Here is a 24,538-nt window from a genome sequence, read left to right as displayed (position 1 = left end):
TCATCTTCTCCCAAACCCACAAAATTCCTACGCTTTTATCTTAATACAATGCTCTACATAAGTAAATAATAATTGTTTATAAGTTTCAGATAAATGCATATTTTTTTGCTCTCTTTCCAACAATAGTTGTAGGAGGTGAAAAAAGATGGTAAAAAGAAAAGCAAATCATGTCATTCCTGGCATGAATGATGCAAGCGCCCAAGGAAAAGGTGCGGGCTACAATGAAGAGCTCTCGAACGAGCCACTGACAGAAGCTCAAAAACAAAATAATAAAAAACGTAAGAAAAATCAATAATCCCGCTTGAAGCGGGATTATTCATACATATTTACCTCCTCCACAATCGCTTGCAAATCGTTGCGAAATTGTTCAAGCTGTTTGCGCTGTTTTTCAGAAGCTACTTCAAGCGCATTATTAATTTGCTCAAACGCTTCGTTTACTTCTTGTTTTAAATGATGCAATTGACTTCCGTAATCTGCATCACTTTTCACAAGATGATCGTACCATTCTTTCGCCTCCATTGTTCCTTGTTGGGCAGCTTCAAACGCTTGTTGCTTATTTTTATGATAAGGCATCTCATTCACTTCCTCTCTTTTTAATATTTATCGTGCCTATTCATGAGCGAAATATGCATAAATCTCATCCACCATGCCATCATATGAAGGAAAGGAGTGTATGATATGAACAAAAATACAAGCAAAGATATGCGAAAAAATGCTCCAAAAGGAGATAACCCAGGACAACCAGAACCGCTTAGTGGATCGAAAAAAGTAAAAAATCAAAATCATACCCGTCAAAAGCATAACTCAAGTCACGATATGTAAAAGAGCTGACGCAACGTCAGCTCTTTTTCTTGATTCCGCTCTTATTTTTTTACATAATAAACGTTGAGGTGGAATGTATGCTAACAGGTTGGTTTTTATGGTTTATTTTATTTTGGGTCGTTTTTCTCCTTGTTACGATGTCAATCGGTGGCTTTTTTATGTTTCGGAAATTTTTAAAACGACTACCGAAAGAAGACGGGAAATCCGAATTAGATTGGCAGCAATATTACATTGAACAAACACGCCATTTATGGTCTGAAAAAGAAAAAGCGTTGCTCGAAGATTTAGTTCGTCCTGTTCCTGAACTGTTTCGAGATGTAGCTCGTCAAAAAATCGCTGGCAAAATCGGAGAGTTGGCGTTACAAGAAAAAGCGGATCGGATTACAGAAGATTTAGTTGTTCGTGGCTATATTCTCGCCACACCAAAACGCGACCATAAATTTTTAATTAAAGCTCTTCGAGAAAAACAAATTGATTTTACAAAATACGAACATCTACTAATGAAAAAAAGCTAATCACCCTTCGTTGATTAGCTTTTTTCCATTATTTCGCGCTGAAGACGACGATATGATACATACATCGCCACTCGCCAAGGAACAATCATCGAAAAAGCGAGGATCCAAAACATTCCGGCAAGCTCTCCGTACTCAATGGTGCGGCTTAAATATGTTTTTAGAGCTAAACGTAATACAATTAAACCAACAAAAATAAAAACGAACGCTTTGGAGCGTTGTAAATAAATTTCTTTGCCTCGAACTTCAAACGAAGATGTTTTAATTAACAAAATAGAAAAAAGTGCCCCGATGAAAATGGCCTCTCCACATTCAAGCGCCGTTACCCGAAACATCGGATGCACAAACATCAATGCACCTGTGCTCATAAAAATAGGCGGTAATATAATTTTTTTAGCGTTTGTCGGTTTTTCTGCCGCTTTCATTCGAATAAAAAAAACAAGTCCAGCCATCAATACAGCAAATACCGAACTAAAAATGGCCAAAGTGAATCTCCCTCTCTTTTTTACTGCAACACACGTTGAATCGCTTCAATCACACGACTTTCATCAAATGGTTTTAAGATAAAATCAAGCGCCCCTGCTTCAATGGCTTCAACGACCATCTTTTGTTGTCCCATAGCTGAGCACATAATAATTTTCGCATGCGGATCGCGTTGCTTAATCTCCCTTACCGCTTCAAGTCCGCTCATCACCGGCATCGTAATATCAAGCGTCACAACGTCTGGCTTTAACTCCATGTAAAAATCAACAGCTTCTTTTCCATTTTCTGCTTCCCCGACAACTTCATGATTTGCTTTTTTCAAAATATTCGCTAACGTCATGCGCATAAACTTCGCATCATCCACAATTAAAACTCTTGCCATTTTCTTTCCCTCCACACCCTTCAAAACTAAAAACCAGTAAAACCACCAAATATATTTGTCATATAAATAGTAATTTTCGTCATCCAATCAAAAAATAATACGACACCCATTCCTACCATGACATATCCGCCGATTTTCATTAACTTGACATGATGTTTTCGAATCCAACCCATTTTTCCGATAAAAAAAGACAAGAGCAAAAATGGCAAAGCAAAGCCAAGTGAGTAAGCTGTCATATAAACAACGCCTAAACTTGGATTCGTTGCTGCTAAGGCGATAACGGATACTAAAATTGGGCCTGTACATGGCGTCCAACCAGCAGCAAATGCCATGCCAATAAGAAAAGAACCGATGTAACCAGATGGACGATATTGAAAAGATAAACGACGATCAGTCATTAAAAACTTCGGTTTAAAAATGCCGATAATGACAAACCCGAAAAACACCATCAATATTGCACCAATTTGACGAATGAGATCTTGGTATGTATGGAAAAATTGTCCGAGCACCGACGTGCCAAAACCGATAGCAATAAAAATAAATGAAAATCCGAGCAAAAAAAATAACGTATGTAACAAACTTCTTCTTTGCAACAACGCATAATCGGATTTTAAATCGCTAACCGACATTCCTGTGATATATGATAAAAAAGCTGGATAAAGCGGCAAACAGCATGGGGAAATAAACGAAAGTACACCCGCCCCAAACGCAACAAATAGTTGAATGTCCATATGTTTGGCACTCCATTTCTTCTTCGTTTGCCTATATTTTATCAAAAAATACAAATATGAGCAACTGCTTCTTTCTGTGCTAAAAAAGACACTCATCGCGAGTGCCTTGCCTTTTATTTTAATTGGTTGTTCATCGCTTTCATCATTTGATTGATTTTCTTTTGGGATGGAGTTATACCCATTTGCATCATCATCATTCGAATCATTTGTTCATTAATCGGTGGATTTTTCTTCAAGTAGTTCATCATTGTTTTACGCGCAATAAAAAATCCGAGCGCAACGCCGGCAGCAAGCGCTACAATGCCTACTAAAATCATTTCCCACATATTTTTTCCTCCTTCATGTTGTCTACATTACACTATACTAAACAATGATGGTTTGTACAATATGTTCAGTAAAAAATCTTTATTCGATAATAAAACGGGGAGATGCGCTCCCCGTTTTATTATTTATTTAGTAATGCTTTGACACGTGCAACGACATTTTCCACTGTAAATCCATATTCTTGCATAATTTTTTCTCCCGGTGCAGAAGCCCCGAAGCGATCGATTGCTAAAATCTCTCCTTCATCTCCTGTATATCGCTCCCAACCAAGAGATGCGCCCATTTCAATTGCAAGGCGTTTCTTCACATGTTTCGGAATCACACTTTCTTTGTAATCAGCTGTTTGCGCTTCAAAACGATCCCATGAAGGCATGCTTACAACTGAAACATGGATCCCTTCATTTGCTAACACTTTCTGTGCCTCTACAGCTAAGCTAACTTCTGAACCAGATGCTAACAATAATGCTTGTACTTCTCCTTGGGCTTCAGAAACAACATATGCTCCTTTTTTCACCCCTTCATAAGCGCGCTCAGCTGTCGTTGCTAGCGTAGGAAGGTTTTGACGTGTCAACACAAGAGCAGTCGGGCGATCTGTAGATTCTACAGCCAAGCGCCATGCAGCAGCTGTCTCATTTGCATCTGCTGGACGAATGACACATACATTTGGCATTGCTCGTAAGGAGGCTAGTTGTTCAATTGGCTCATGCGTCGGACCATCTTCACCGACAGCAATGCTATCATGCGTAAATACATATGTGACAGGCAATCCCATCAGCGCAGCAAGTCGAATGGCTGGACGTAAATAGTCCGAAAAGACAAAGAACGTACCGCCGTATACTTTCACACCGCCGTGAAGCGCCATGCCATTTAGCGCAGCCCCCATCGCAAATTCACGGACACCAAACCAAATGTTGCGACCTTCATAGCTACCTGGCAAGAAGTCTCCTGCACCTTTAATTAACGTTTTGTTTGAACCGGCTAAGTCCGCAGATCCACCTAAAAATTGCGGTACAACTTTTGCGATGGCATTCAATACTTCCCCAGAAGAAGCGCGTGTTGCTAAACTTTTTCCTTCTGCATATACCGGCAATGCTTTTTCCCAACCCTCAGGAAGTTTACCGTCGATCGCCATGCGTAATTGTTTTGCTAAGTCTGGATACGCTTTCTCATATTCAGCAAATAAGGCGTTCCATTCCGCTTCTTTTTTCTCTCCCGCTTCTTTCACTACTTTTTCAAAATGAGCATACACTTCATCTGGAACGTAAAAGTCTTCTTCAAACGTCCAATTATACGCTTCTTTCGTTAACTTAATTTCATCTTTTCCAAGTGGAGCACCGTGCACATCTGCTGTTCCTGCTTTGTTTGGTGAGCCATAACCAATCGTTGTCTTTACTTCAATTAATGTAGGACGTTGTAAATCTTTTTGAGCTTCAGCAATCGCTTGAGCAATTTCTTCAATGTTATTGCCGTCTTCTACACGAATGTATTGCCAACCGTACGCTTTGAACCGTTGCTCTACACTTTCTGAGAAAGAAAGATTTAATTCGCCATCAAGTGAAATATCATTCGAATCATAAAGAACGATGAGACGTCCAAGCTTTAAATGACCAGCTAACGAAGCAGCTTCTGCAGAAACTCCTTCCATTAAGTCGCCGTCACCACAAATCGCATATGTAAAGTGGTTAATCATTTCGAACCGGTCTTTGTTGTATGTAGCTGCTAAATGACGTTCCGCCATCGCCATTCCGACAGCCATCGCAATTCCTTGCCCAAGCGGTCCTGTCGTCGCTTCTACACCTGGTGTATGACCGTATTCCGGATGGCCTGGTGTTTTGCTTCCCCATTGGCGAAACTGTTTAATATCTTCGATTGTGACGTCATAGCCACTTAAATGAAGCAGGCTATACAATAGCATCGAGCCGTGTCCTGCTGATAATACAAAACGATCGCGATTGAACCATTTTGGATTGCGCGGATTATGGTTCATAAACTTTGTCCACAATGTATACGCCATTGGTGCAGCTCCCATTGGCATTCCTGGGTGACCCGAATTTGCTTTTTCAATCGCATCAATCGACAACGTACGAATTGCTGCAATCGATAATTGTTCAATAGAGTGTGTCATCATCTTCATCCTTTCGTTTGCAAACATTCTCATCTTTTATGATATAGAAAAGTTCGTAAAATGTACAATGCTTCACAACATTTTTTTTGACAAACTGACGAAAAAAGAGAACATCTATCAGTATGTTCTCCATCATACGCATATTAATGCAGTCGTTTTTTCTTACTATCTTTTAATTTTTTTGGAGTGACATCATTTCCGTTTGGATCAATGACTTTTACATGATGCAATGTTTCGATCATCGACGCACGAAACGCAGCAATATACTCTGTGCGAAGTTGAAGCTGTTCTTGTTTTTCTTCAGCCGTAAGACCTTCCATTTTTGCTTTTTTAGCTAACGCATTAATTCTTGCTATTTTTTCAGAAGATAACATTTAGCCTCATCCTTTTGTATTTACTTCTCGCTCGTACCATCATACAAAAATTTTTCATTGTTGACAAGTTGCTCATATTCTTTGTATCTTCGATGCACGGTCGCTTTTGATACATCATAACCAAACGAACGAAGCGTGGCAGCAATCTCAGCAAACGTTAAGCGATTTTGACGCAACCGAATAATGTCTTCAATTGGTACATCTTTTCGATCGCGTCCAGCATGTTCACCTACGTTGCGCAAATTGTTTTCTGGTCGATAGCCGTTTTGAACAGCTCGCTGCATCCCACGTTTAATTTTTAAATTATGTATTTTTCTTTGATACTCTTCTACAATGCTAATGATTTCTAACACCATTGAATCCGCTTCTGACAGCTGAAGCTCTCCTCGATGACTCACCGTATACACCCGAATGTCTTCTTTTTGCAAACAACGAAGAAGGGCGATTTTTGCATTCCCACGGCCAAGTCTTGTCTCATCTTGTACGAGGACGACATCAATGCGATGTTGCTTGATCGTATCAAGTAACTCCATAATTCCTTCTCGTTCGATGTCATAACCGCTTGCCTGCTCTTGAATAATTTTGACAACATTCATTTCATATTCCGCTGCAAGCTTTTCGAGCTCTTCTTTTTGCCTTTGTAATGATGTTTCTTGTGTCTCTTTCGTTGTACTTACACGACAATAAATAATGGCGTTCATTCGTCATCCCTTTCTTTACGGTCTATTCGCAACAAGCCGACTTTCGCTATTTGATTTTAACACAGGAATGACAATTTTCTCACCAACGATTAATCGTTCGTCTGAACGGTTGTTTACGGACATCACCCATTGAATGAATTGTTCATGCGACAATTGATGTTCATGTTTGTATTTGTCCGCAAGCTCCCATAACGTATCACCAGCTGACACAGTAATCTCAACATATTTTTGTTTATCAACCGATTGTGTGACGTGCAAAAACGCCCAAACAAACAATACACTAAATAAAAACATCACGACATAATGTATTTTCCCCATACCTTCTACCCCCTAAAACAGAACATTTGTTTGTTTTTATAATAACGGGAACTTTTGTTCGTGTCAACTATGTTTTCGAACTTATGTTTGTATTCAAAACGAAAATTATGTTATAATATGGGCAAAGATGAGAAGGAAGAGGTGTATAAGAATGGCGAAATTATCAAAACGACAACAACAAATATTAGATTTCATTAAACAAGAAGTACGCACAAAAGGGTATCCACCATCAGTGAGGGAAATTGGAGAAGCAGTCGGTTTAGCATCAAGTTCAACCGTTCACGGTCATCTAGCTCGTTTAGAAAGCAAAGGCTTCATTCGACGCGATCCAACAAAACCACGCGCCATTGAAATTTTGGACGAGTACGAATCCATCCCAAAAACAAATGTCATCAACGTTCCAATCGTCGGAAAAGTTACAGCTGGACAACCGATTACCGCAATCGAAAACATTGAAGAATATTTCCCTCTTCCAGAACGATTCGTCTCACCAGATGATCAAGTATTTATGTTACAAATTGTCGGAGAAAGTATGATTGAAGCTGGTATTTTAGACGGAGACTATGTGATCGTCCGTCAACAACAAACGGCTAATAACGGAGATATCGTTGTAGCGATGACAGAAGAAAACGAAGCAACTGTCAAACGCTTCTTTAAAGAGAAAGACCACATTCGCTTGCAACCTGAAAATTCATCTATGGAACCAATCATTGTTTCAAATGCGATGATTTTAGGAAAAGTGATTGGTGTATATCGTTCAATTCATTAAAAAAGCTAACGGAAAAAACCGTTAGCTTTTTTAGTAAAGGCTCATATATTGTTCGCGTTCCCATGGATGTACCGCTGTGCGGAACATATCCCATTCAATTTCTTTCGCTTCAACAAAATGTTCAAATAAATGTTTGCCGAGCGCGTTGACGATTACTTCATCTGATTTTAAGTTTTGTAGCGCTTCTGCCAATGTTGCTGGCAAATCAACAATCCCTTCTTCTAAACGCTCTTCTTTTGTCATCACATAAATATTTCGGTCAACCGGCGCTGGCGGTGTCAATTTATTTTTAATGCCGTCTAATCCCGCAGCCAACAATACAGCCATCGCTAAGTATGGATTTGCTGCTGGGTCTACACTACGCACTTCAATACGTGTGCTCATACCGCGTGATGCCGGGATACGAATCAATGGACTACGGTTGCGTGCTGACCATGCAACGTAACAAGGTGCTTCATAGCCCGGAACGAGACGCTTATATGAGTTTACTGTTGGGTTTGTTACTGCTGTAAAGTTTGGAGCATGCTTTAACACACCCGCAATAAACTGCAATGCTGTTTCGCTGAGTTGCAATTGACCATTCGGATCAAAAAAGGCATTTTCACCATTTTTAAAGAGCGATAAGTTGCAGTGCATGCCCGAGCCATTTACACCAAAGAGAGGTTTTGGCATAAATGTCGCATGTAAACCGTGTTTACGTGCTACTGTTTTCACAACAAGTTTAAAGGTTTGAATGTCATCACACGCTTTTACCGCATTGGCATACTTGAAGTCAATTTCATGTTGTCCCGGCGCGACTTCATGGTGAGATGCTTCAATTTCAAATCCCATCTCTTCTAGCTCTAATACGATATCACGACGGCAGTTTTCGCCTAAATCTGTCGGTGCTAAATCGAAGTAACCGCCATTATCGTTTAACTCTAACGTCGGCTCTCCTTTTTCATCTAACTTGAATAAGAAAAACTCTGGCTCTGGACCTAGGTTAAACTCTGTAAATCCGAGCTCTTCCATTTGTTTCAATACACGTTTTAAGTTATAACGAGGACATCCTTCAAACGGTGTACCATCTGGATTGTAAATGTCACAAATAAAACGAGCGACTTTTCCTTTTTCAGCTGTCCACGGGAAAATAACAAATGTATCTAAATCAGGGTATAAATACATATCTGATTCTTCAATACGGACAAATCCTTCGATCGATGATCCGTCAAACATCATTTTATTGTCGAGCGCTTTTTGTAGTTGGCTTACAGGGATTTCGACGTTTTTAATCGTGCCAAGAATGTCTGTAAACTGTAAACGAATATACTTTACATTTTCTTCCTTAACAATACGAAAAATATCTTCTTTTGTGTACTTAGCCATTACATATTCCTCCCCCAAAATAAAAAAGATCGTTTGTGTAAAATCATAAATTTTTAATGGAAAAAGCGAGCGATATCTCCTTGACGAAGTGAGGCACGATTAAAACGACCCGCTTCCATTAATTCGGCACGTAACAGTTTGCGTAATTCCGCTTCGGATAAATCTTGTTTCACTACTTTTGGCGCGACAGGCGGTACGGTGTTCGCATGCTGTTGCTGACGTGAGGCAAAAATTTGTTTAATGCCTGCTAAGTTAACACCTTGTTCAATTAAATCTTTAATTTCGAGCAACCGATCCACGTCATTAAACGAAAATAACCGACGATTGCCTTCTGTTCGCGCAGGTGAAACAAGACCGTGTTCCTCATAATAGCGAATTTGTCGCGCTGATAAATCCGTTAACTGCATAACGATACCGATAGGAAATAACGGCATGGAGCGACGAATGTGACTATTCATGTCGACCCCTCCTTACGTAATACGTATTTTTATTTTATTCTATGTTATTTTATATGTCAATAACATGTTACATTTTATCACATGTTTTTTTTCTGAAAATATTTTATAATTGAATTAATTGTTTCTCAAGCAACCGATCAATAGCGATACAAATAGCAATTTTAACGTGCGAATACGTCAGTCCCCCTTGTACGTATGCAACATATGGCGGGCGAATGGGTCCATCAGCCGATAGCTCAATACTTGCCCCTTGAATAAATGTGCCTGCCGCCATAATGACGTCATCTTCATATCCTGGCATATAGTTCGGGTATGGGGTAAAGTGCGCATTGACCGGTGAGGCAAATTGAATCGCTTGACAAAACGCAATCATTTGCTCTGCATCGTCAAATTGTACCGATTGAATTAAATCTGTACGTGTAGCATTCCATGTCGGGTACGTATTCATGCCGATGCGTTCGAGCATCGCCGCCGTAAAGACCGCCCCTTTCAACGCTTGTCCGACGACATGTGGCGCTAAGAAAAAACCTTGATACATTTCTTGTAAACTGTATAACGAGGCCCCCGCTTCTGCCCCGATTCCTGGTGATGTCATACGGTATGCACACATTTCAATATATTCGCGTTTACCAACGAGATATCCTCCTGTTTTCGCTAATCCACCCCCAGGATTTTTAATGAGCGAACCAGCGATTAAATCAGCGCCAACATGGCAAGGCTCTTGCTCTTCGACAAACTCCCCGTAACAGTTATCGACAAAAACGACAACGTCTTGTTTGATGGCTTTTACAAAATCAATCATTTCTTTGATTTCAGCAATTGTAAACGACGGGCGCGGGTCATATCCTTTAGAGCGTTGAATGCCGATCATTTTCGTTCGTTCATTGATGGCTTGTTTGACCGCTGCAAAATCGACTTTTCCTTCGTTTGTAAGCGGTACGCTGTTGTAGCCGATATGAAACTCTTTTAACGAACCAATTCCTTTGCCGCGAATACCAACGATTTCTTCTAGCGTATCGTACGGTTTGCCTGTAATGTACAAAAGTTCATCGCCTGGACGTAAAATGCCGAATAAAGCAATTGTAATGGCGTGCGTACCAGAAATAATTTGTGGACGAACGAGCGCCGCTTCCCCACCGAATACGTCTGCATACACTTTTTCAAGCGTATCGCGTCCTAAGTCATCATAGCCATATCCTGTCGATGGAATAAAATGTGCGTCACTTACTTGATGACGGCGAAAGCTTTGTAATACGCGATATTGATTGTAGTCAATGCGCTCGTCAATCGCCCGATGAATCGGCGCAATTTGTGCTTCAATTTCTTTAACGAGTGCAGAAATCATTTTTCCATGTGTTAAATGTTGAAACATAAAAAAACCCTTTCTATTTTTGATATGTTCTTAGTTGTAACAAAAGTGGATGTTCTCGCAATAAGTAGCCGCTGCATTCATACATGGCGCTTTGTTCGTTGTAGTGCATGTGTCGCACAATCGTTTCTGCTTTTAGCTGTGCAAGCAATTTTCCTTCAAACGCTGGAATCGTCACGTCGTAACGCTCCATTGCTTCAGTTATTTTTTCTTCGATAAATTGGCGCAAGTTTTGAACGTCTTGTTCATGGAACGCACTCACTAACATATAATCGGTTTTCGGGCTTGGGACAAAACTTGGAAGGACAATGTCTCGTTTGTTATAAACCGTCGCAATTGGAATCGTCGTCGCCTCCAATTCTTCAAGCAAGCGATAAACTGTTTGTTCATGTTGAATATAATCCGGATTCGATGAATCGACAATATGTAAAATAAAATCGGCTTCTTTCACTTCTTCTAGCGTCGAACGAAACGCCGCGACGAGCGTTGTCGGCAAGTCTTGAATAAAGCCGACCGTGTCTGTCAACAGCACGGTATAACCGCTTGGCAGCACAAGTTTTCTTGTGAGCGGATCTAGTGTAGCAAACAGTAAATTTTCTTCAAAAGCATCCGCGTTCGTTAGGCGGTTAAAAAGCGTTGATTTGCCAGCGTTCGTATAGCCGACGAGCGCGATTTGAAACACCGCGTTTTTCTTCCGCCGCTCGCGATAGCGTTCGCGATGTTCAACAATGACTTTTAGTTGGGCCTTAATCTCATCGATACGGCGGCGAATATGACGGCGGTCTGTTTCAAGCTTCGTTTCCCCCGGCCCTCTCGTTCCAATTCCACCGCCTAATCGGGAAAGTTGTGCGCCTTGCCCACTTAAGCGCGGCAAAATGTATTGCAGTTGGGCAAGCTCGACTTGCAATTTTCCTTCTTTGGAGCGCGCGCGGCTTGCGAAAATGTCTAAAATAAGCTGCGTTCGGTCAATGACGCGTACGTTTAACAACTTTGTTAAGTTACGGTTTTGGCTTGGCGAAAGTTCGTCATTAAAAATGACGACATCTGGCTCAAATTGTTCGACAAGACGCACTAGCTCGTCGACTTTTCCTTTTCCGATATATGTAGCCGGGTGAATCGTGTCCCGTTTTTGCGTAAGGGTGATGACTACCTCGCCATTTGCTGTATGAACGAGCGAAGCAAGCTCTTCTAGCGAATACGAAAATCGTTCATCATCCACATGTGGCAATTGGCATCCAACAATAATGACTCGTTCCTTTTCCATATTTACCCTCTTTCCTATTGAACATCTGTTCTCATCATAACAAATCTAATTTAAAAGCGCTATGTCTGAAAAATGATCATTGATTTTTTTATATTTTATACATAAAATTTTAACGTAATGTTACATAACAGAAAGGATTGCGATGATGACTTGGGAAGTATTAAGTATGATCGGTACGATTGCTTTTGCGATTAGCGGAGCGATTGTCGCTATGGAAGAGGAGTACGATATTTTAGGTGTATACATTCTCGGAATTGTAACTGCATTCGGCGGCGGTGCTGTTCGCAACGTATTAATTGGTGTACCGGTATCTGTTCTTTGGCAACAACAAACTCTTTTTTTCATCGCGTTTATCGCGATGACTATTGTCTATTTGTTTCCACACAAAATGCTACCACATTGGCAACGTTGGGGAAACTTTTTTGATGCTCTCGGGTTGTCAGCTTTCGCCATTCAAGGAGCATTATATGCTGTTCAAATGAATCGCCCGTTAAGTGCAGTCATTGTTGCTGCTGTATTAACCGGAAGTGGAGGCGGAATGATTCGCGATGTATTAGCAGGAAGAAAACCTCTCGTATTGCGTGATGAAATTTATGCTGTTTGGGCGATTTTAGCGGGCGTTGCGGTCGGAACCGGCATCGCACATTCTCCAATTAGCTTGTATGTATTGTTTATTGTCGTTGCGGCATTGCGCATTTTATCGTATACGTACAACTGGAAATTGCCGAATAAATCGTTAAAAACAAACAACTAAAGCAGGAGACCTCAAAGGAGGCTCCTGCTTTTTTATCCTTCCCATCTCTCCACAATGGTCGCGGTTGCCATACCGTGCCCGATGCAAATGGTTAATAAGCCGTAGCGCCCCTTTCGTCGTTCGAGTTCGTGAACGAGCGATGTCATGAGTTTGACGCCCGTTGCGCCGAGCGGATGACCTAAGGCGATGGCACCACCGTTGACGTTTACTTTCGAAAGCGGGGCACCGATTTCTTTTTGCCAAGCGAGAACGACAGATGCGAACGCTTCATTAATTTCGACAAGGTCGATATCGTCAATGGTGAGATTCGCTTTTTGCAATACTTTTTTCGTCGCTGGAATGACACCGTCAAGCATGTATGTCGGATCGGAGCCAACGACTGTTTGGGCAACAATTTTTGCTTTTGGCTTCAAGCCGAGGTGAAGCGCTGTTTGTCGCTCCATCAATAGCACCGCGGCCGCACCATCGCTCATTTGGCTCGCATTTCCAGCAGTAATTTTCCCATTTTGTTTAAAAACGGGCTTCAACGCCGCTAACGCTTCGAGCGATGTATCTTGGCGCGGTCCTTCATCGGCTGTCACGATGATGTCATTGCCGTCTTTATCAAGTCCGTTAATAGGCACCATTTCTTCCGTGAAACGACCTTCCGCTTGCGCTCGAAGTGCCCGTTGATGACTTTCGTACGCATATTCATCTAATTGTTCTCTCGTCAATCCGTATTTTTCGGCGATCAATTCCGCAGAAATGCCTTGGTGAACAAATTCGTATTTTTCATGGAGCGATGCTGGAATCGTTCGCTCGTTTCCGTCGCTTAAAATCGGCACTTTTGTCATGCTTTCGACCCCAGCAGCGATCGTCATCTCCATATCGCCTGATTTAATTTCTTGAGCGGCGAAATGGATCGCTTGCTGTCCGGAGCCGCACATACGGTTGATTTGCACCGCCGGCACTTCCACTGGAAAGCCTGCCTCCAATGCTGCTAACCTCCCGATATTGTAGCCTTGTTCGCCAATCGGCGTTACACATCCCATCACAATATCTTCGATCAGCTGTTTTTCAATTCCCGCTCGTCTGACGACTTCATCGAGCACTACAGCTGCTAAATGAACAGGATGTTTGTCACGAAACACCCCGTTTCGTTTGCCGACAGGGGTGCGTACCGCTTCGACAATCACGACTTCTCGCATGTCTTTCCCTTCTTTCATTGATAAGTGTAAAATCCTTTTCCTGTTTTTCGGCCGAGATGCCCTGCTTCAACAAGTTTGCGAAGCGTTTGTGGTGGGCGGAACCGGTCGCCGTATGCTTCTGTCATATTTTCACTGACAAATAACATCGTATCTAACCCGACTAAATCGGCAAGTTCAAGCGGGCCCATCGGGTAATTCAGACCAAGGCGAATGGCTTTGTCGATATGTTCCGCGGAAGCGATTCCTTCTTCATACATGCGAATGCATTCCAACATATGCGCCGCAAGCGCCCGTGTTGTCACAAATCCTTGCATATCTTTTACGATGACCGTTTCTTTGCCAATGGATTCCGATAGTTGTTGAATTGCTTCAATCGTTTGTTCCGATGTTTCTACCCCTTTTACGATTTCAATGAGCTTCATGACTGGCGCCGGATTAAACCAATGCATGCCGACGACTTGGCTCGGACGTTTGGTCGCTGCGGCAATCGCGGTGACGCTTAATTCCGACGTATTGGTCGCTAAAATCGCCTCTTGTTTCGCATAGCGGTCAAGCTGTTCAAACACTTGCTTTTTGAGCGGCAAATGTTCTGGAACGGCTTCAATGACAACGTCCGCCGCTTTTACTGCTTCGTGCAAGTTCGTTTCAGGTTGAATGCGGGCAAGAACAGCCGTTGCCTCTTGTTCCGATAATTTGCCTGCTTTGACAAAACGGGCAAGGCTTTTTTGAATCGAATTCATTCCTTTCTCAAGGGCAGCATCGGAAATATCGTATAGATAAACCGTTTTCCCACCCATCGCTAGCGATTGGGCGATGCCGCTTCCCATTAAACCAGCACCGATCACCGCAATCATTTCCATCGCAACCCCTCCTATTGAATGTTTGTAAAATAATCACGCAATTGTTCACGTAATTTCATTTTTAAAAATTTTCCGACACTCGTTTTCGGAATTTCGTTCATAAAGACGATTTCATCTGGCAGCCACCATTTCGCAAATTGCGGCCGTAAAAAGTCGTATAGTTCCTCTTTTGTCACACTTTTCCCTTCCTTTACTACAACGCAAGCAAGCGGGCGCTCTTGCCACTGTGGATGCGGAACTGCCACAACGGCCGCTTCAAACACTGCTTCGTGCGCCATCAAGGCATTTTCTAAATCGACAGACGAAATCCATTCCCCGCCGCTTTTAATAACGTCTTTCGTCCGGTCAACGATTTTAATAAATCCTTCTTCATCGACGGTGACGACATCACCTGTATATAGCCACCCATCGCGAAACGCGTCTTTGCTTCGCTCGTCGTTATAATATTCATCGGCAATCCATGGGCCGCGCAAGCATAGTTCGCCCATTTCCGTTCCGTCCCACGCTACTTCGCCGTCTTTGCCGATCACTTTCATTTCTACCCCAGGGACAAGAAACCCTTGTTTCGCACGAATGGCCAATTTTTCTTCGTTCGATACGTGCTGCTGGTAGCTTTTTAGGCGTGATAAGACGACAAGCGGGCTCGTTTCGGTCATGCCGTAAGCATGCACAAACGGGATGCCGTATTTTTCTTCAAAGGCGCGAATCATTCCTTTTGGTGCTGCTGAGCCGCCGCATAAAATGCGCGTCACGCTGCGTAAATCATAGGAGCCTTTCTCCAACTCGTTCAATAAGCCAAGCCAAACGGTCGGCACACCAGCCGCAAGCGTCACTTTTTCTTGTTCCATTAGTTCTGCCAATATTTTCGGCGTAAATGCCGCTCCCGGCATAACAAGCGTCGTCCCGAACCAAACCGCAGCAAACGGCAATCCCCACGCATTCGCATGGAACATCGGCACGACTGGGAGCGCCACATCCGATTCCGACAATGCGGCACTATCAGCAAGCCCTAGCGCCATGCTATGGAGAACGATGCCGCGATGGGAGTACAATACGCCCTTCGGATTTCCAGTTGTCGCAGACGTATAACACATCCCAGCAGGGTGATGCTCGCCAATATTTTTGACAAATGAAATCGGCTCAGCTTGTTGCAGCAATTCTTCATAATGATAAACAGGCGAAAGGGTCGTTTCTGGAAGCGTCGGATCATCGGTCATAACGATAAACGCTTCGACGTTTATTTCGTCTTTCACTCGTTCAATGAGCGGTAGTAAGTCGTCATCAATCAATAGCACACGGTCATTCGCATGATTAATAATATAGGCGATATGTTGCGGTGACAGGCGAATATTGATCGTATGCAACACCGCTCCGATGCCTGGAATAGCAAAATACGCTTCTAAATGGCGATGATGATTCCATGCGAACGTACCGACGCGGTCGCCCGTATTTACACCAAGTGTTCGTAAGGCACTAGCAAGTTTTCTCGTCCGTTCGCCAATTTCTTGATACGTATGGCGGACAAGCCCTTTCTTCATCCGCGAAATCACTTGTTTTTTCGGAAAAAACCGCTCTGCCCGTTCAAGCATTGTCGCAATATTTAATGGAACGTTCATCATTCTCGATCACTCTCCTTCGTCAATAAAAGATGTTCGTGTTCATTGACTTTTGGCGCACGTGTGCGCTTCGTGAAAAAATGTTCATCATAGCGAGTCGCAACTTCCATTCGGTCGTTATCGATATGAATCATCTTTCGGTACGCGTTATTTGCAAATTGAGCTTTCACTTCATCCGTTTCTAACACTGGCGTTAAGCAACAATCGACTTGTTCTGAAAAAGCGATCCATTGTTGAAACGTTTTCGCGCGAAACAATTGCTTCATGTCAAGAAACAAAGGATTATCGTCACAAGCTGCCGATAAATGTCCTTCATACCATTCGAACTTACCAACTGCAGCGCAAAAATTGCGCCAAAAGTGCGCTTCAAGCGCCGCAAGCGCCATATAGCGACCGTCTTTCGTTTCGTACAAATGGTACGACACAACTGTTCCGGCTAATATTGGAATGCCGTTTTTCTGTCCGGTATGATGCTCCAGTACAATGTGGTTCGTCATCATCGAAAGTAGGCCATCAACGAGCGAAAGGTCAATGTATCTCCCTTTCCCCGTTCGCTCGCGAGCATATAAGGCAGCGATAATTTGTTCGACAGCATGGATGCTGCCAATAAAATCAGCAAGCGTAATCGTTGGATGAACAGGGCGGCCACTTTCATCTTTGAATTGAGCGAGCATGCCTGTTAACGCCATATAGTTTAAATCATGACTTCCGAATGACGCATAGCGACTATGCTGTCCGTAGCCGCTGATCGAACAGTAAACGATCGATGGGTTGAAGGCATACACATTTTCGTAACTTAATCTGAGCCGCTTCATCACCCCCGGACGGAAACTTTCGATGACGACGTCCGCTTCGCGGATGAGCTGTTGCGCGATTTGCACATCTTGCGCATTTTTTAAATCTAGCGCAATACTTTTTTTGTTTTTATTGTTCGCTTCAAAAATGCAGTCATCAGTAAGCTTCCGCATCATATCCCCTGTTTTTGGCTCAATTTTCACAACTTCCGCGCCTAAGTCCGCTAAGCGAAGGCTTGCAAATGGACCGGGGAGATAATGGGAAAAATCAATGACTTTTATTCCGTCAAGCAACAAAATCCCCCCTAAAGCCCAAGATGTTTCGCGATGATCATTTTCATCACTTCATTCGTGCCAGCATAAATCGCGCTAACCGGAATGTCGCGATAGCGTCTTGCAATCTCGTATTCTTCCATATAGCCATATCCTCCGTGAAGCTGCATTCCTTCAGAAGCGACACGCTTCGCCATTTCCGTAATCCACCATTTCGCCATCGATACGTTCGCTACGACGTCTTTCCCCGCGATATGTTGTTCGATGACATCATCAAGAAACGCACGCCCTAATGCAATTTCCGTCGCCATTTCCGCGAGCCGAAACTGAACCGTTTGAAATTGGCTAATCGTTTTTCCAAACGCCGTGCGGTCTTTCACATATCGTTTCGTTACATCAAACATCACTTCTGCCGCTGTTTGCGCAGCGATCGCGACGATGAGACGCTCTTGTTGCAGCTTTTCCATCAAATAGTAAAAGCCTTTCCCTTCTTCTCCAAGCAAGTTTTCCGCTGGAACTTTTGCGTCGCTAAAAAATAGCTCGGCCGTATCTTGAGCATGCAGTCCGACTTTTTCTAGTTTCCGACCGCGTGTAAACCCCGGTGTGGCGCGCTCGACAACGAGGAGACTAATGCCTTTATGCGGCGGGGTTGCGCTCGGATTCGTTTTGCAGACAACAATCACTAAATCCGCATGAATGCCGTTTGTAATAAACGTTTTTTGTCCGTTGACGATATAGTCGTCGCCTTGTTTCACCGCCGTTGTCGAAATGCCCGCCAAATCAGAACCGGCGCCTGGTTCGCTCATCGCAATGGCGGTAACGATCTCCCCAGACACGCATTTTGGCAGCCATTTTTTCTTTTGCTCTTCTGTTCCATATGATGCGATATACGGAACGACGATATCGTTATGCAAGCCGATGCCGACAAGGCTTGATCCTACCTTTTCTAATTCTTCATTTATGACGACCGAATAGCCAAAGTCGGCACCAAATCCACCGTACGTTTCGTCTACCCATGGGCAAAGAAACCCGTTCTCCCCCATTTTCCGCCAAAACTCGCGCGGAATGATTCCTTGTTTTTCCCAGTCAGCATAAAATGGATATGCTTCTTTTTGCAAAAATTTTCGGAACGCCTCACGAAAAATATGATGTTCTTCGTGCAAATACGTTGGCATGTTGTCACCACCCTATGATTGCGCCATGTTTTTCATTTGCTCGCGCAACAAAAATTTTTGGATTTTCCCGCTCGCATTGCGTGGCAACGCGTCGACAAAATAGTAGGCACGCGGCCGTTTATACGGAGCGAGCTTGTCGCTTTGTTTGCAAAACGCCTCTAACTGTTCCGCGGTAAGCTGTTGATCCTTTTTCACAATAAATGCAACGACTTTTTCTCCCCATAAAGCATCCGGCTCGCCAAGCACTGCAACATCAAGCACGCCTTCATGTTCATAAAGCACGTCCTCTACTTCGCGCGGATAAACGTTTTCACCGCCGCTAATAATCATGTCGTCGACGCGGTCGGCAACGTATAAATAGCCGTCTTCATCCATATAGCCTAAATCGCCAGAATGATACCAGCCTTTATACATCGCTTTTTCCGTCGCATCTTCGCGGTTGTAGTAGCCGACCATCATGCATGGGCCTTTGACGATAATCTCACCGACTGCCCTTGGCGGCAATATGTCCTCTGGGTCAGACGGTCCGTCTTCGCGAGGTTTGACGATGCGAATTTCGTGGTTTAAGCATGCGCGTCCGGCAGATCCTGCTTTCGTTAACTGCTCATCTTCATATAAGAACGTTACAGCTGGCCCCATTTCTGTCATGCCGTACGCTTGGATTAAATCAATGCCTAACCGCTCTTTACATTCTTTCACAAGCACTGGCGCCATCGGAGCCGCTCCGTACAGCCCGATGCGAAGTGAGGATAAATCGTAATCTGACAATTTTTCTTGCAAAAGCATATTCCACATCGTCGGTGCAGCAAATAACACGGTAATTCGCTCTTGTTCGATGACGGTTAATACTTGTTTCGGGTCAAAATGGTGAACGATGACGTTCGTTGCGCCCGCGTGAACGCGCGGGAGGAAGCAGCAATGCAATTCTGCGCAATGGAACATTGGGGCGGTAACAAGCCCACGCTCTGTTTCACGAATGCGCATGACCGAATTGCAAATTAAGCTTTGTTCAATCATGTCGCGATGTCGATGCATCACGCCTTTTGGCCGCCCTGTCGTTCCGCTTGTATACATAATTGCATACAAATCATTTTCGGAAACGTCTATGGTTGGAAGTTCGTCGCTTGCATGTTGGATTTGTTCGTGGTAAGAAGCAGCGTACGCTGGTACTTGTCCGTCAATGGTCCAAAAAGAAATGTGTGGAAAGTCATGATGGATGGCTGTGATTTGTGGTTCGACCGCTTGTTCAAATAATACGATTTTTGGGGTAGCATCCGTTAAAATGTAAGCGATTTCTTTTGGTCGCAAGCGAAAATTAATCGGGTTGAAGACAGCGCCGATTTTCGCGCACGCAAAAAAAGCGGTCGCAAGCTCTGCCGTATTAAATAACACGGTCGATACACGATCTCCTTTTCGCACCCCTGCTGTTAAGAAAGCGTTCGCAAGTTTATCCACTTCTTTTGCCCATTGTTCGTACGTATAGCGAAGTCCTGTACGAACATCCACGAGCGCTTCTTTTTTCGGAAACTTTCTTACCGTCTGTGTAAACACTTCACCAAGCGTTAAATACAAAACAAACCCCTCCTTCTCTTTTTTATTCATGTAAATAATATTTTTTATTTTCAAATTATATTCTACAAATAAAAAAGAAACCCTTTTTTCCTAATATAAAAAAAGGAAGGTTTCCCTTCCCTATTTATTCAACAACTAAATCCCTCTCTCGTATGATCATCAGTTCTTTTTTGTCATAGCGCCCTTCATGCAACAAACGTACCGCTTGTTTCCGAATTGCTTTTTCAATCAAATTTCGAATGTAGCGACCGTTACTAAATTTTCTTTGATATCCCCCGGCCAGTAGTTGTTCAATATGTTCGCGCAACTTTCGCTCCGCTTCAGAAGTAAGCTCGTATTCTCTTATATGAAGCATTTGTTTTGCAATTTGTACAAGCTCTTCCGTTGTGTAATCAGGAAATTCGAGCATCAACGGAAATCGGGAAGGTAATCCTGGGTTTAACGACAAAAAATAATCCATTTCAGCTGGATATCCCGCTAAAATAACGACTAAATCATCCGAAAAATCTTCAATTCCTTTTACTAACGTATCAATTGCTTCTTTTCCAAAATCTTTCTCTCCTCCGCGTGCAAGCGAATATGCTTCGTCAATAAATAAAATCCCGCCTCGCGCTTTTTTTATTAAATCGCGCGTTTTATTCGCCGTATGTCCAATATATTCCCCAACTAAGTCTGCACGTTCTGCTTCAATAAAGTGTCCTTTAGATAAGACGTTCATTTCTAAAAATAACTTTCCAAGAATACGGGCCACTGTTGTTTTCCCTGTTCCAGGATTTCCTTTAAAAATCATATGAAGCGATTGTTTATTCCCTTTTAATCCATTGGCTTGACGTGCTTTATTAATATATAACCATGCGTAAATTTCCTTAATTAATTTTTTCACTTCATTTAACCCAACTAATTCATCTAGTTCTTTTTGAATCTCTTTTAACACGGCATGTTGATGATAATCAATTCGATTTGTCGTTTCTTCTTTCGATAAGTAATTGACGTTTTTTGCATTAAGCACGATATTAATTTGACTTTTTGTTTGCTTCATCGTCAACTCTGACAAGGCGACGTCACCTCTCCTTCATCGTTGCTTCTTTTATCAATATACGCTGTTGTCACCTATTTCGTGACAAATGCCTAACGAAAAAAATCGCCCACCGATATGGTGAGCGATTTGGCTTACTCCATTTCAATTTTCACATTTTTTTGAGGTGCAAACGTAGAAATCGCATGTTTATAAATTAATTGTTGTCTTCCATCTACTTCTAATAACACCGTAAAATTGTCAAATCCTTTTACTAAACCACGCAATTGAAATCCATTGAGTAAAAAGACAGTAACCGTCGTTTCTTCCTTGCGCAATTGGTTTAAAAACTGATCTTGAATGTTTATTGTGTTTTTCATTACTTCGTCCTCCTCTTTTCTCTCTACATTACGTCTATATATTCGCCTCAAAGTGAAACTTTCCTTCTATGTAATGCGAAATTTCATCTACTCGTCTTTCAAACATTGTATCATCAGTCATGTCAAACCATTGAACAGGCATTTGATTACGAAACCATGTAAACTGACGTTTCGCATAGCGACGAGAGTTTTGTTTCAACTGTTCGATCGCCTCTTCAAGCGTGATTTGTCCATCTAAATATGCATATAGCTCTTTATAACCGATCGCTTGAATCGCTTGACAGTCTCGTAAACCTTGTTCATACAATCGTTTCACTTCTTCAATCAGCCCTTGATCAATCATTTGATCTACTCGTTCATTAATGCGTTCATATAGTTTTTCACGTTCCATCGTCAATCCAATAAGTGCTGCGTTATACACTAGTTTTCTTTTTTGTTCTTTTAGCCATTCTGTCATTGTTCTCCCTGTGCAATGATAAATTTCTAATGCACGAATGACACGACGAACGTTATTCGGATGAATACGTTCCGCACTTAGCGGATCAATTTGTTTTAGTCGCTCGTAAAGTTCAATCGGTGAACATTGTTCTAGCGACTGGCGATACGCTTCATTTGATGGTGCATCTGAAAATTGATAATCGTAAATCACCGATTGAATATATAGCCCTGTACCCCCAACGATGATCGGAAGTTTTCCGCGTTTTGTTATATCTGTAATGAGCGAGCGAGCAAGCGTCTGAAACTCTGCAACAGAAAAAGACTCATGCGGCTCCTTTATATTCAATAAATGATGTGGTACACCTTCCATTTCTTCTTGACGAATTTTAGCGGTTCCAATATCTAATCCTTTATATACTTGCATCGAGTCTCCATTAATAATTTCTCCATGTAAACGCTTGGCCAACTCTATGCTCATTTTTGTTTTCCCTACAGCCGTTGGACCAATTAACACAACGACTTTCTCTCCCATAAAATACCACTACTTTCCACGCTAATTCACATTTATTTATTATAGACAAACGATGTACATTTTATCATCTCATTTTAAAAAATTTTTATTTGAAAGCGGATGAAAAAACATCCGCTTTTTACATGACTCGTTTAAACATTTTTTCTAATTCATAAGTAGAAAAGTGGATAATAATCGGACGACCGTGTGGACATGTAAACGGATCGCTTGTTTTACGCAACGATTCAAGCAACGCAAATATTTCATCGTTGCGCAAAAATTGATTCGCTTTAATCGACTGTTTACAACTCATCATTATTGCTGCTTTTTCGCGAAGTTGCTTTATGTCTACTTTTTTCATCGTTAATACTTGCTTAATCATTTCCTCAATAATTGTAGCTTCCTCCCCTTTTGGAAACCATTGAGGATGAGAACGAACAATAAAACTGTTATGACCAAATGGCTCTAAAATCACACCGCAACTAGCCAGCTGTTCGCGGTAACTTTCAATAAGTACATACTCACTTGATGAATAAGTAAGCGTCAATGGAATAAGCAACGGCTGTAATTCATTTGTAACGGTTGCTAATTTTTCACGGAAATATTCGTATTTGATCCGCTCTTGTGCCGCATGTTGGTCAATAATATACAAACCATTTTCATTTTGAGCTAAAATATACGTCCCATGCATTTGTCCAATCGGATATAATGGCGGAATGCGCTCTTGATTTGTTTCAGCTGTCACATGTTTGTTTTCAACGATTGGTTCGACATCAAGCGGCTTCGTATCCTTCTCGTAAACACGTTCTTCCCGTTCCTCTAACACCATTCGTTCTTCTTTTTTCTTTCCTTGTTCATGATGTGAAATCGTTGTACGCGGAGGAACAATATGCGATTCTTTCACAATATGTTCAAACGAAAACGTTTGTTGCTCTGTTTTCGGCTTTTCCACTCGCGGTGCCGTTACCTCAGGAATTAACGTCTTTTTTTGAAATGCTTGACGAATCGTTTGTTGAACGAGTTCGTTTAATTCCCCTTCTTTACTAAAACGCACTTCCAACTTCGCTGGATGAACGTTCACATCCACAAGAAGCGGATCCATGACGATATTTAAAAATGCGATCGGATGCCGTCCAATCGGAAGAAGCGTATGGTATCCTTCTTCAATCGCTTTATATAACGGATAGTTTTTAATATATCGTCCATTTACAATCGTTGTCATATAGTTACGGGAAGCACGCGTCACTTCAGGTAAAGCAACGTAGCCGTCAATCGTAAAATCAAGCGTTTCTGCACGAATCGCAACCATTTTTTTTGCAACATCAAATCCGTAAATAGCTGCTAATACTTGCCGCACATCCCCATTTCCGTTCGTATAAAACAGTTGTTTTCCATTATGTGTTAATCGAAACGAAATATGTGGATGAGCAAGCGCTAAACGATTCATCACATCCACAACATGTCCAAGTTCCGTATGAATCGTTTTCATATATTTTAAGCGAGCGGGCGTATTGAAAAATAAGTGCGAAACAGTAATATCCGTTCCTTTTCGACTGCTCGTCCGGCCATTTTGTACAAGCTCTCCCCCTTTTAAAACGAGCAACGTTCCCGGACCTTCCCCTGTGCTCGTCTTCAGTTCCAAATGCGAGACAGAGGCAATACTAGGTAACGCTTCCCCTCTAAAACCGAGCGTACGAATGCGGAATAAATCCGCTTCATCTTTAATTTTGCTTGTTGCGTGCCGTTCAAACGCTAAAAAACAATCTTCCTCCTCTAATCCATCACCATTATCAACGACTCGAATTTTCGCTAATCCCGCTTCTTCTAACTCTACTTCAATGATCGTGCTATGGGCATCAATCGCGTTCTCAACAAGCTCTTTCACGACAGAAGCTGGTCGTTCAACGACTTCACCTGCCGCAATTTTATTCGCTAACGCATCGTCCAACTTGCGAATTTTCCCCAC

General features: G+C 42.3%; 28 protein-coding genes. 5 read left to right on the top strand and 23 right to left on the bottom strand.

Features of this window, described 5'->3' with window-relative positions; all coding sequences use genetic code 11:
- Positions 1-145 precede the first annotated feature (145 nt).
- On the top strand, positions 146-295 hold the full coding sequence (gene sspO / locus AFK25_RS06905) for a small acid-soluble spore protein SspO (protein ID WP_004890592.1): 150 nt from the start codon (positions 146-148) through the stop codon (positions 293-295).
- A 17-nt stretch (positions 296-312) separates the two neighbouring features.
- On the opposite strand, the gene AFK25_RS06900 is transcribed toward sspO, so the two are convergent.
- Positions 313-573, bottom strand: a complete 261-nt coding sequence (locus AFK25_RS06900; RefSeq protein ID WP_035066516.1) for a hypothetical protein — start codon at positions 571-573, stop codon at positions 313-315.
- A 105-nt stretch (positions 574-678) separates the two neighbouring features.
- On the opposite strand from AFK25_RS06900, the gene AFK25_RS06895 reads away from it, so the two are divergent.
- Positions 679-822, top strand: coding sequence for a small acid-soluble spore protein P (locus AFK25_RS06895; RefSeq protein ID WP_006318326.1), 144 nt, complete (start codon positions 679-681; stop codon positions 820-822).
- A 77-nt stretch (positions 823-899) separates the two neighbouring features.
- Complete coding sequence (locus AFK25_RS06890; protein WP_009361158.1) at positions 900-1,337, top strand: DUF2621 domain-containing protein; 438 nt, start codon at positions 900-902, stop codon at positions 1,335-1,337.
- A gap of 14 nt (positions 1,338-1,351) precedes the next feature.
- Here the strand turns inward: AFK25_RS06890 and AFK25_RS06885 are convergent, their stop codons facing one another.
- From AFK25_RS06885 to yneA, 8 genes are all read right to left on the bottom strand, one after another.
- Positions 1,352-1,819 (bottom strand): CcdC family protein, encoded by a 468-nt coding sequence (locus AFK25_RS06885; RefSeq protein ID WP_035066518.1) that lies wholly within the window; start codon positions 1,817-1,819, stop codon positions 1,352-1,354.
- Between the two features lie 20 nt (positions 1,820-1,839).
- Positions 1,840-2,199 carry a response regulator gene (locus tag AFK25_RS06880; RefSeq protein WP_035066521.1) on the bottom strand — a complete coding sequence of 120 codons (360 nt, stop codon included), beginning with the start codon at positions 2,197-2,199 and terminating at the stop codon, positions 1,840-1,842.
- Between the two features lie 26 nt (positions 2,200-2,225).
- Positions 2,226-2,930, bottom strand: coding sequence for a cytochrome c biogenesis CcdA family protein (locus AFK25_RS06875; protein WP_009361155.1), 705 nt, complete (start codon positions 2,928-2,930; stop codon positions 2,226-2,228).
- Positions 2,931-3,043: 113 nt separating this feature from the next.
- Complete coding sequence (locus tag AFK25_RS06870; RefSeq protein WP_019418294.1) at positions 3,044-3,256, bottom strand: YneF family protein; 213 nt, start codon at positions 3,254-3,256, stop codon at positions 3,044-3,046.
- Positions 3,257-3,375: 119 nt separating this feature from the next.
- On the bottom strand, positions 3,376-5,379 hold the full coding sequence (gene tkt / locus AFK25_RS06865) for a transketolase (RefSeq protein WP_035066522.1): 2,004 nt from the start codon (positions 5,377-5,379) through the stop codon (positions 3,376-3,378).
- Between the two features lie 143 nt (positions 5,380-5,522).
- Complete coding sequence (locus AFK25_RS06860; protein ID WP_009362648.1) at positions 5,523-5,753, bottom strand: DUF896 domain-containing protein; 231 nt, start codon at positions 5,751-5,753, stop codon at positions 5,523-5,525.
- Between the two features lie 20 nt (positions 5,754-5,773).
- Entirely contained in the window at positions 5,774-6,454 is a 681-nt protein-coding gene (locus tag AFK25_RS06855) for a YneB family resolvase-like protein (protein WP_009362649.1), read from the bottom strand.
- Between the two features lie 15 nt (positions 6,455-6,469).
- A complete protein-coding gene (yneA, locus tag AFK25_RS06850; RefSeq protein ID WP_019418292.1) occupies positions 6,470-6,772 on the bottom strand; it encodes a cell division suppressor protein YneA in 303 nt (100 codons plus the stop codon).
- A 151-nt stretch (positions 6,773-6,923) separates the two neighbouring features.
- Here yneA and lexA point away from each other — a divergent pair, with 151 nt between their 5' ends.
- Positions 6,924-7,541, top strand: coding sequence for a transcriptional repressor LexA (lexA, locus tag AFK25_RS06845; RefSeq protein WP_026011791.1), 618 nt, complete (start codon positions 6,924-6,926; stop codon positions 7,539-7,541).
- 30 nt (positions 7,542-7,571) lie between these two features.
- Here the strand turns inward: lexA and glnA are convergent, their stop codons facing one another.
- The 4 genes from glnA to hflX form a co-directional block, all read right to left on the bottom strand.
- Complete coding sequence (glnA, locus tag AFK25_RS06840; protein ID WP_009362652.1) at positions 7,572-8,906, bottom strand: type I glutamate--ammonia ligase; 1,335 nt, start codon at positions 8,904-8,906, stop codon at positions 7,572-7,574.
- Positions 8,907-8,959: 53 nt separating this feature from the next.
- Positions 8,960-9,364 carry a MerR family transcriptional regulator gene (locus tag AFK25_RS06835; protein WP_009362653.1) on the bottom strand — a complete coding sequence of 135 codons (405 nt, stop codon included), beginning with the start codon at positions 9,362-9,364 and terminating at the stop codon, positions 8,960-8,962.
- 103 nt (positions 9,365-9,467) lie between these two features.
- Positions 9,468-10,736: a methionine gamma-lyase family protein gene (locus tag AFK25_RS06830; protein WP_035066524.1), complete on the bottom strand. Its 1,269-nt coding sequence runs from the start codon at positions 10,734-10,736 to the stop codon at positions 9,468-9,470.
- A gap of 13 nt (positions 10,737-10,749) precedes the next feature.
- The gene (gene hflX, locus AFK25_RS06825) at positions 10,750-11,997 is read right to left on the bottom strand and encodes a GTPase HflX (protein ID WP_035066526.1); all 1,248 of its coding nucleotides are present in this window, start codon (positions 11,995-11,997) and stop codon (positions 10,750-10,752) included.
- A 145-nt stretch (positions 11,998-12,142) separates the two neighbouring features.
- Here hflX and AFK25_RS06820 point away from each other — a divergent pair, with 145 nt between their 5' ends.
- The gene (locus AFK25_RS06820) at positions 12,143-12,751 is read left to right on the top strand and encodes a trimeric intracellular cation channel family protein (protein WP_020424590.1); all 609 of its coding nucleotides are present in this window, start codon (positions 12,143-12,145) and stop codon (positions 12,749-12,751) included.
- A gap of 32 nt (positions 12,752-12,783) precedes the next feature.
- On the opposite strand, the gene AFK25_RS06815 is transcribed toward AFK25_RS06820, so the two are convergent.
- The 10 genes from AFK25_RS06815 to mutL form a co-directional block, all read right to left on the bottom strand.
- Complete coding sequence (locus AFK25_RS06815; RefSeq protein WP_035066552.1) at positions 12,784-13,938, bottom strand: thiolase family protein; 1,155 nt, start codon at positions 13,936-13,938, stop codon at positions 12,784-12,786.
- A gap of 14 nt (positions 13,939-13,952) precedes the next feature.
- Positions 13,953-14,798, bottom strand: coding sequence for a 3-hydroxyacyl-CoA dehydrogenase family protein (locus AFK25_RS06810; RefSeq protein WP_019418286.1), 846 nt, complete (start codon positions 14,796-14,798; stop codon positions 13,953-13,955).
- A gap of 11 nt (positions 14,799-14,809) precedes the next feature.
- On the bottom strand, positions 14,810-16,417 hold the full coding sequence (locus AFK25_RS06805) for a long-chain fatty acid--CoA ligase (protein WP_035066528.1): 1,608 nt from the start codon (positions 16,415-16,417) through the stop codon (positions 14,810-14,812).
- Positions 16,414-17,502, bottom strand: coding sequence for a CaiB/BaiF CoA transferase family protein (locus tag AFK25_RS06800; RefSeq protein ID WP_035066530.1), 1,089 nt, complete (start codon positions 17,500-17,502; stop codon positions 16,414-16,416). The genes AFK25_RS06805 and AFK25_RS06800 overlap by 4 nt, the downstream gene beginning before the upstream one ends.
- An 11-nt stretch (positions 17,503-17,513) precedes the next feature.
- Complete coding sequence (locus AFK25_RS06795; protein ID WP_035066532.1) at positions 17,514-18,656, bottom strand: acyl-CoA dehydrogenase family protein; 1,143 nt, start codon at positions 18,654-18,656, stop codon at positions 17,514-17,516.
- 12 nt (positions 18,657-18,668) lie between these two features.
- Positions 18,669-20,228, bottom strand: a complete 1,560-nt coding sequence (locus AFK25_RS06790; RefSeq protein WP_035066533.1) for a fatty acid--CoA ligase — start codon at positions 20,226-20,228, stop codon at positions 18,669-18,671.
- Positions 20,229-20,352: 124 nt separating this feature from the next.
- A complete protein-coding gene (gene spoVK, locus AFK25_RS06785; protein ID WP_019418281.1) occupies positions 20,353-21,282 on the bottom strand; it encodes a stage V sporulation protein K in 930 nt (309 codons plus the stop codon).
- A 116-nt stretch (positions 21,283-21,398) separates the two neighbouring features.
- The gene (gene hfq, locus AFK25_RS06780) at positions 21,399-21,623 is read right to left on the bottom strand and encodes an RNA chaperone Hfq (protein WP_009362664.1); all 225 of its coding nucleotides are present in this window, start codon (positions 21,621-21,623) and stop codon (positions 21,399-21,401) included.
- A gap of 34 nt (positions 21,624-21,657) precedes the next feature.
- Positions 21,658-22,593, bottom strand: coding sequence for a tRNA (adenosine(37)-N6)-dimethylallyltransferase MiaA (gene miaA, locus AFK25_RS06775; RefSeq protein WP_009362665.1), 936 nt, complete (start codon positions 22,591-22,593; stop codon positions 21,658-21,660).
- Between the two features lie 118 nt (positions 22,594-22,711).
- Positions 22,712-24,538, bottom strand: coding sequence for a DNA mismatch repair endonuclease MutL (gene mutL / locus AFK25_RS06770; RefSeq protein ID WP_035066535.1), 1,827 nt, complete (start codon positions 24,536-24,538; stop codon positions 22,712-22,714).

This window comes from Anoxybacillus gonensis (assembly GCF_001187595.1).
GTDB classification, from domain to species: domain Bacteria; phylum Bacillota; class Bacilli; order Bacillales; family Anoxybacillaceae; genus Anoxybacillus; species Anoxybacillus gonensis.
The sequence above is the reverse complement of the archived record's forward strand: the minus strand, read 5'-3'. Positions and strand labels throughout refer to the sequence as shown.

Coding starts and splice junctions, on each gene's coding strand:
- sspO (WP_004890592.1), top strand. CDS start 146: ATGGTAAAAAGAAAAGCAAATCATGTCATTCCTGGCATGAATGATGCA.
- AFK25_RS06900 (WP_035066516.1), bottom strand. CDS start 573: ATGCCTTATCATAAAAATAAGCAACAAGCGTTTGAAGCTGCCCAACAA.
- AFK25_RS06895 (WP_006318326.1), top strand. CDS start 679: ATGAACAAAAATACAAGCAAAGATATGCGAAAAAATGCTCCAAAAGGA.
- AFK25_RS06890 (WP_009361158.1), top strand. CDS start 900: ATGCTAACAGGTTGGTTTTTATGGTTTATTTTATTTTGGGTCGTTTTT.
- AFK25_RS06880 (WP_035066521.1), bottom strand. CDS start 2,199: ATGGCAAGAGTTTTAATTGTGGATGATGCGAAGTTTATGCGCATGACG.
- AFK25_RS06875 (WP_009361155.1), bottom strand. CDS start 2,930: ATGGACATTCAACTATTTGTTGCGTTTGGGGCGGGTGTACTTTCGTTT.
- AFK25_RS06870 (WP_019418294.1), bottom strand. CDS start 3,256: ATGTGGGAAATGATTTTAGTAGGCATTGTAGCGCTTGCTGCCGGCGTT.
- tkt (WP_035066522.1), bottom strand. CDS start 5,379: ATGACACACTCTATTGAACAATTATCGATTGCAGCAATTCGTACGTTG.
- AFK25_RS06860 (WP_009362648.1), bottom strand. CDS start 5,753: ATGTTATCTTCTGAAAAAATAGCAAGAATTAATGCGTTAGCTAAAAAA.
- AFK25_RS06855 (WP_009362649.1), bottom strand. CDS start 6,454: ATGAACGCCATTATTTATTGTCGTGTAAGTACAACGAAAGAGACACAA.
- yneA (WP_019418292.1), bottom strand. CDS start 6,772: ATGGGGAAAATACATTATGTCGTGATGTTTTTATTTAGTGTATTGTTT.
- lexA (WP_026011791.1), top strand. CDS start 6,924: ATGGCGAAATTATCAAAACGACAACAACAAATATTAGATTTCATTAAA.
- glnA (WP_009362652.1), bottom strand. CDS start 8,906: ATGGCTAAGTACACAAAAGAAGATATTTTTCGTATTGTTAAGGAAGAA.
- AFK25_RS06835 (WP_009362653.1), bottom strand. CDS start 9,364: ATGAATAGTCACATTCGTCGCTCCATGCCGTTATTTCCTATCGGTATC.
- AFK25_RS06830 (WP_035066524.1), bottom strand. CDS start 10,736: ATGTTTCAACATTTAACACATGGAAAAATGATTTCTGCACTCGTTAAA.
- hflX (WP_035066526.1), bottom strand. CDS start 11,997: ATGGAAAAGGAACGAGTCATTATTGTTGGATGCCAATTGCCACATGTG.
- AFK25_RS06820 (WP_020424590.1), top strand. CDS start 12,143: ATGACTTGGGAAGTATTAAGTATGATCGGTACGATTGCTTTTGCGATT.
- AFK25_RS06815 (WP_035066552.1), bottom strand. CDS start 13,938: ATGCGAGAAGTCGTGATTGTCGAAGCGGTACGCACCCCTGTCGGCAAA.
- AFK25_RS06810 (WP_019418286.1), bottom strand. CDS start 14,798: ATGGAAATGATTGCGGTGATCGGTGCTGGTTTAATGGGAAGCGGCATC.
- AFK25_RS06805 (WP_035066528.1), bottom strand. CDS start 16,417: ATGATGAACGTTCCATTAAATATTGCGACAATGCTTGAACGGGCAGAG.
- AFK25_RS06795 (WP_035066532.1), bottom strand. CDS start 18,656: ATGCCAACGTATTTGCACGAAGAACATCATATTTTTCGTGAGGCGTTC.
- hfq (WP_009362664.1), bottom strand. CDS start 21,623: ATGAAAAACACAATAAACATTCAAGATCAGTTTTTAAACCAATTGCGC.
- miaA (WP_009362665.1), bottom strand. CDS start 22,593: ATGGGAGAGAAAGTCGTTGTGTTAATTGGTCCAACGGCTGTAGGGAAA.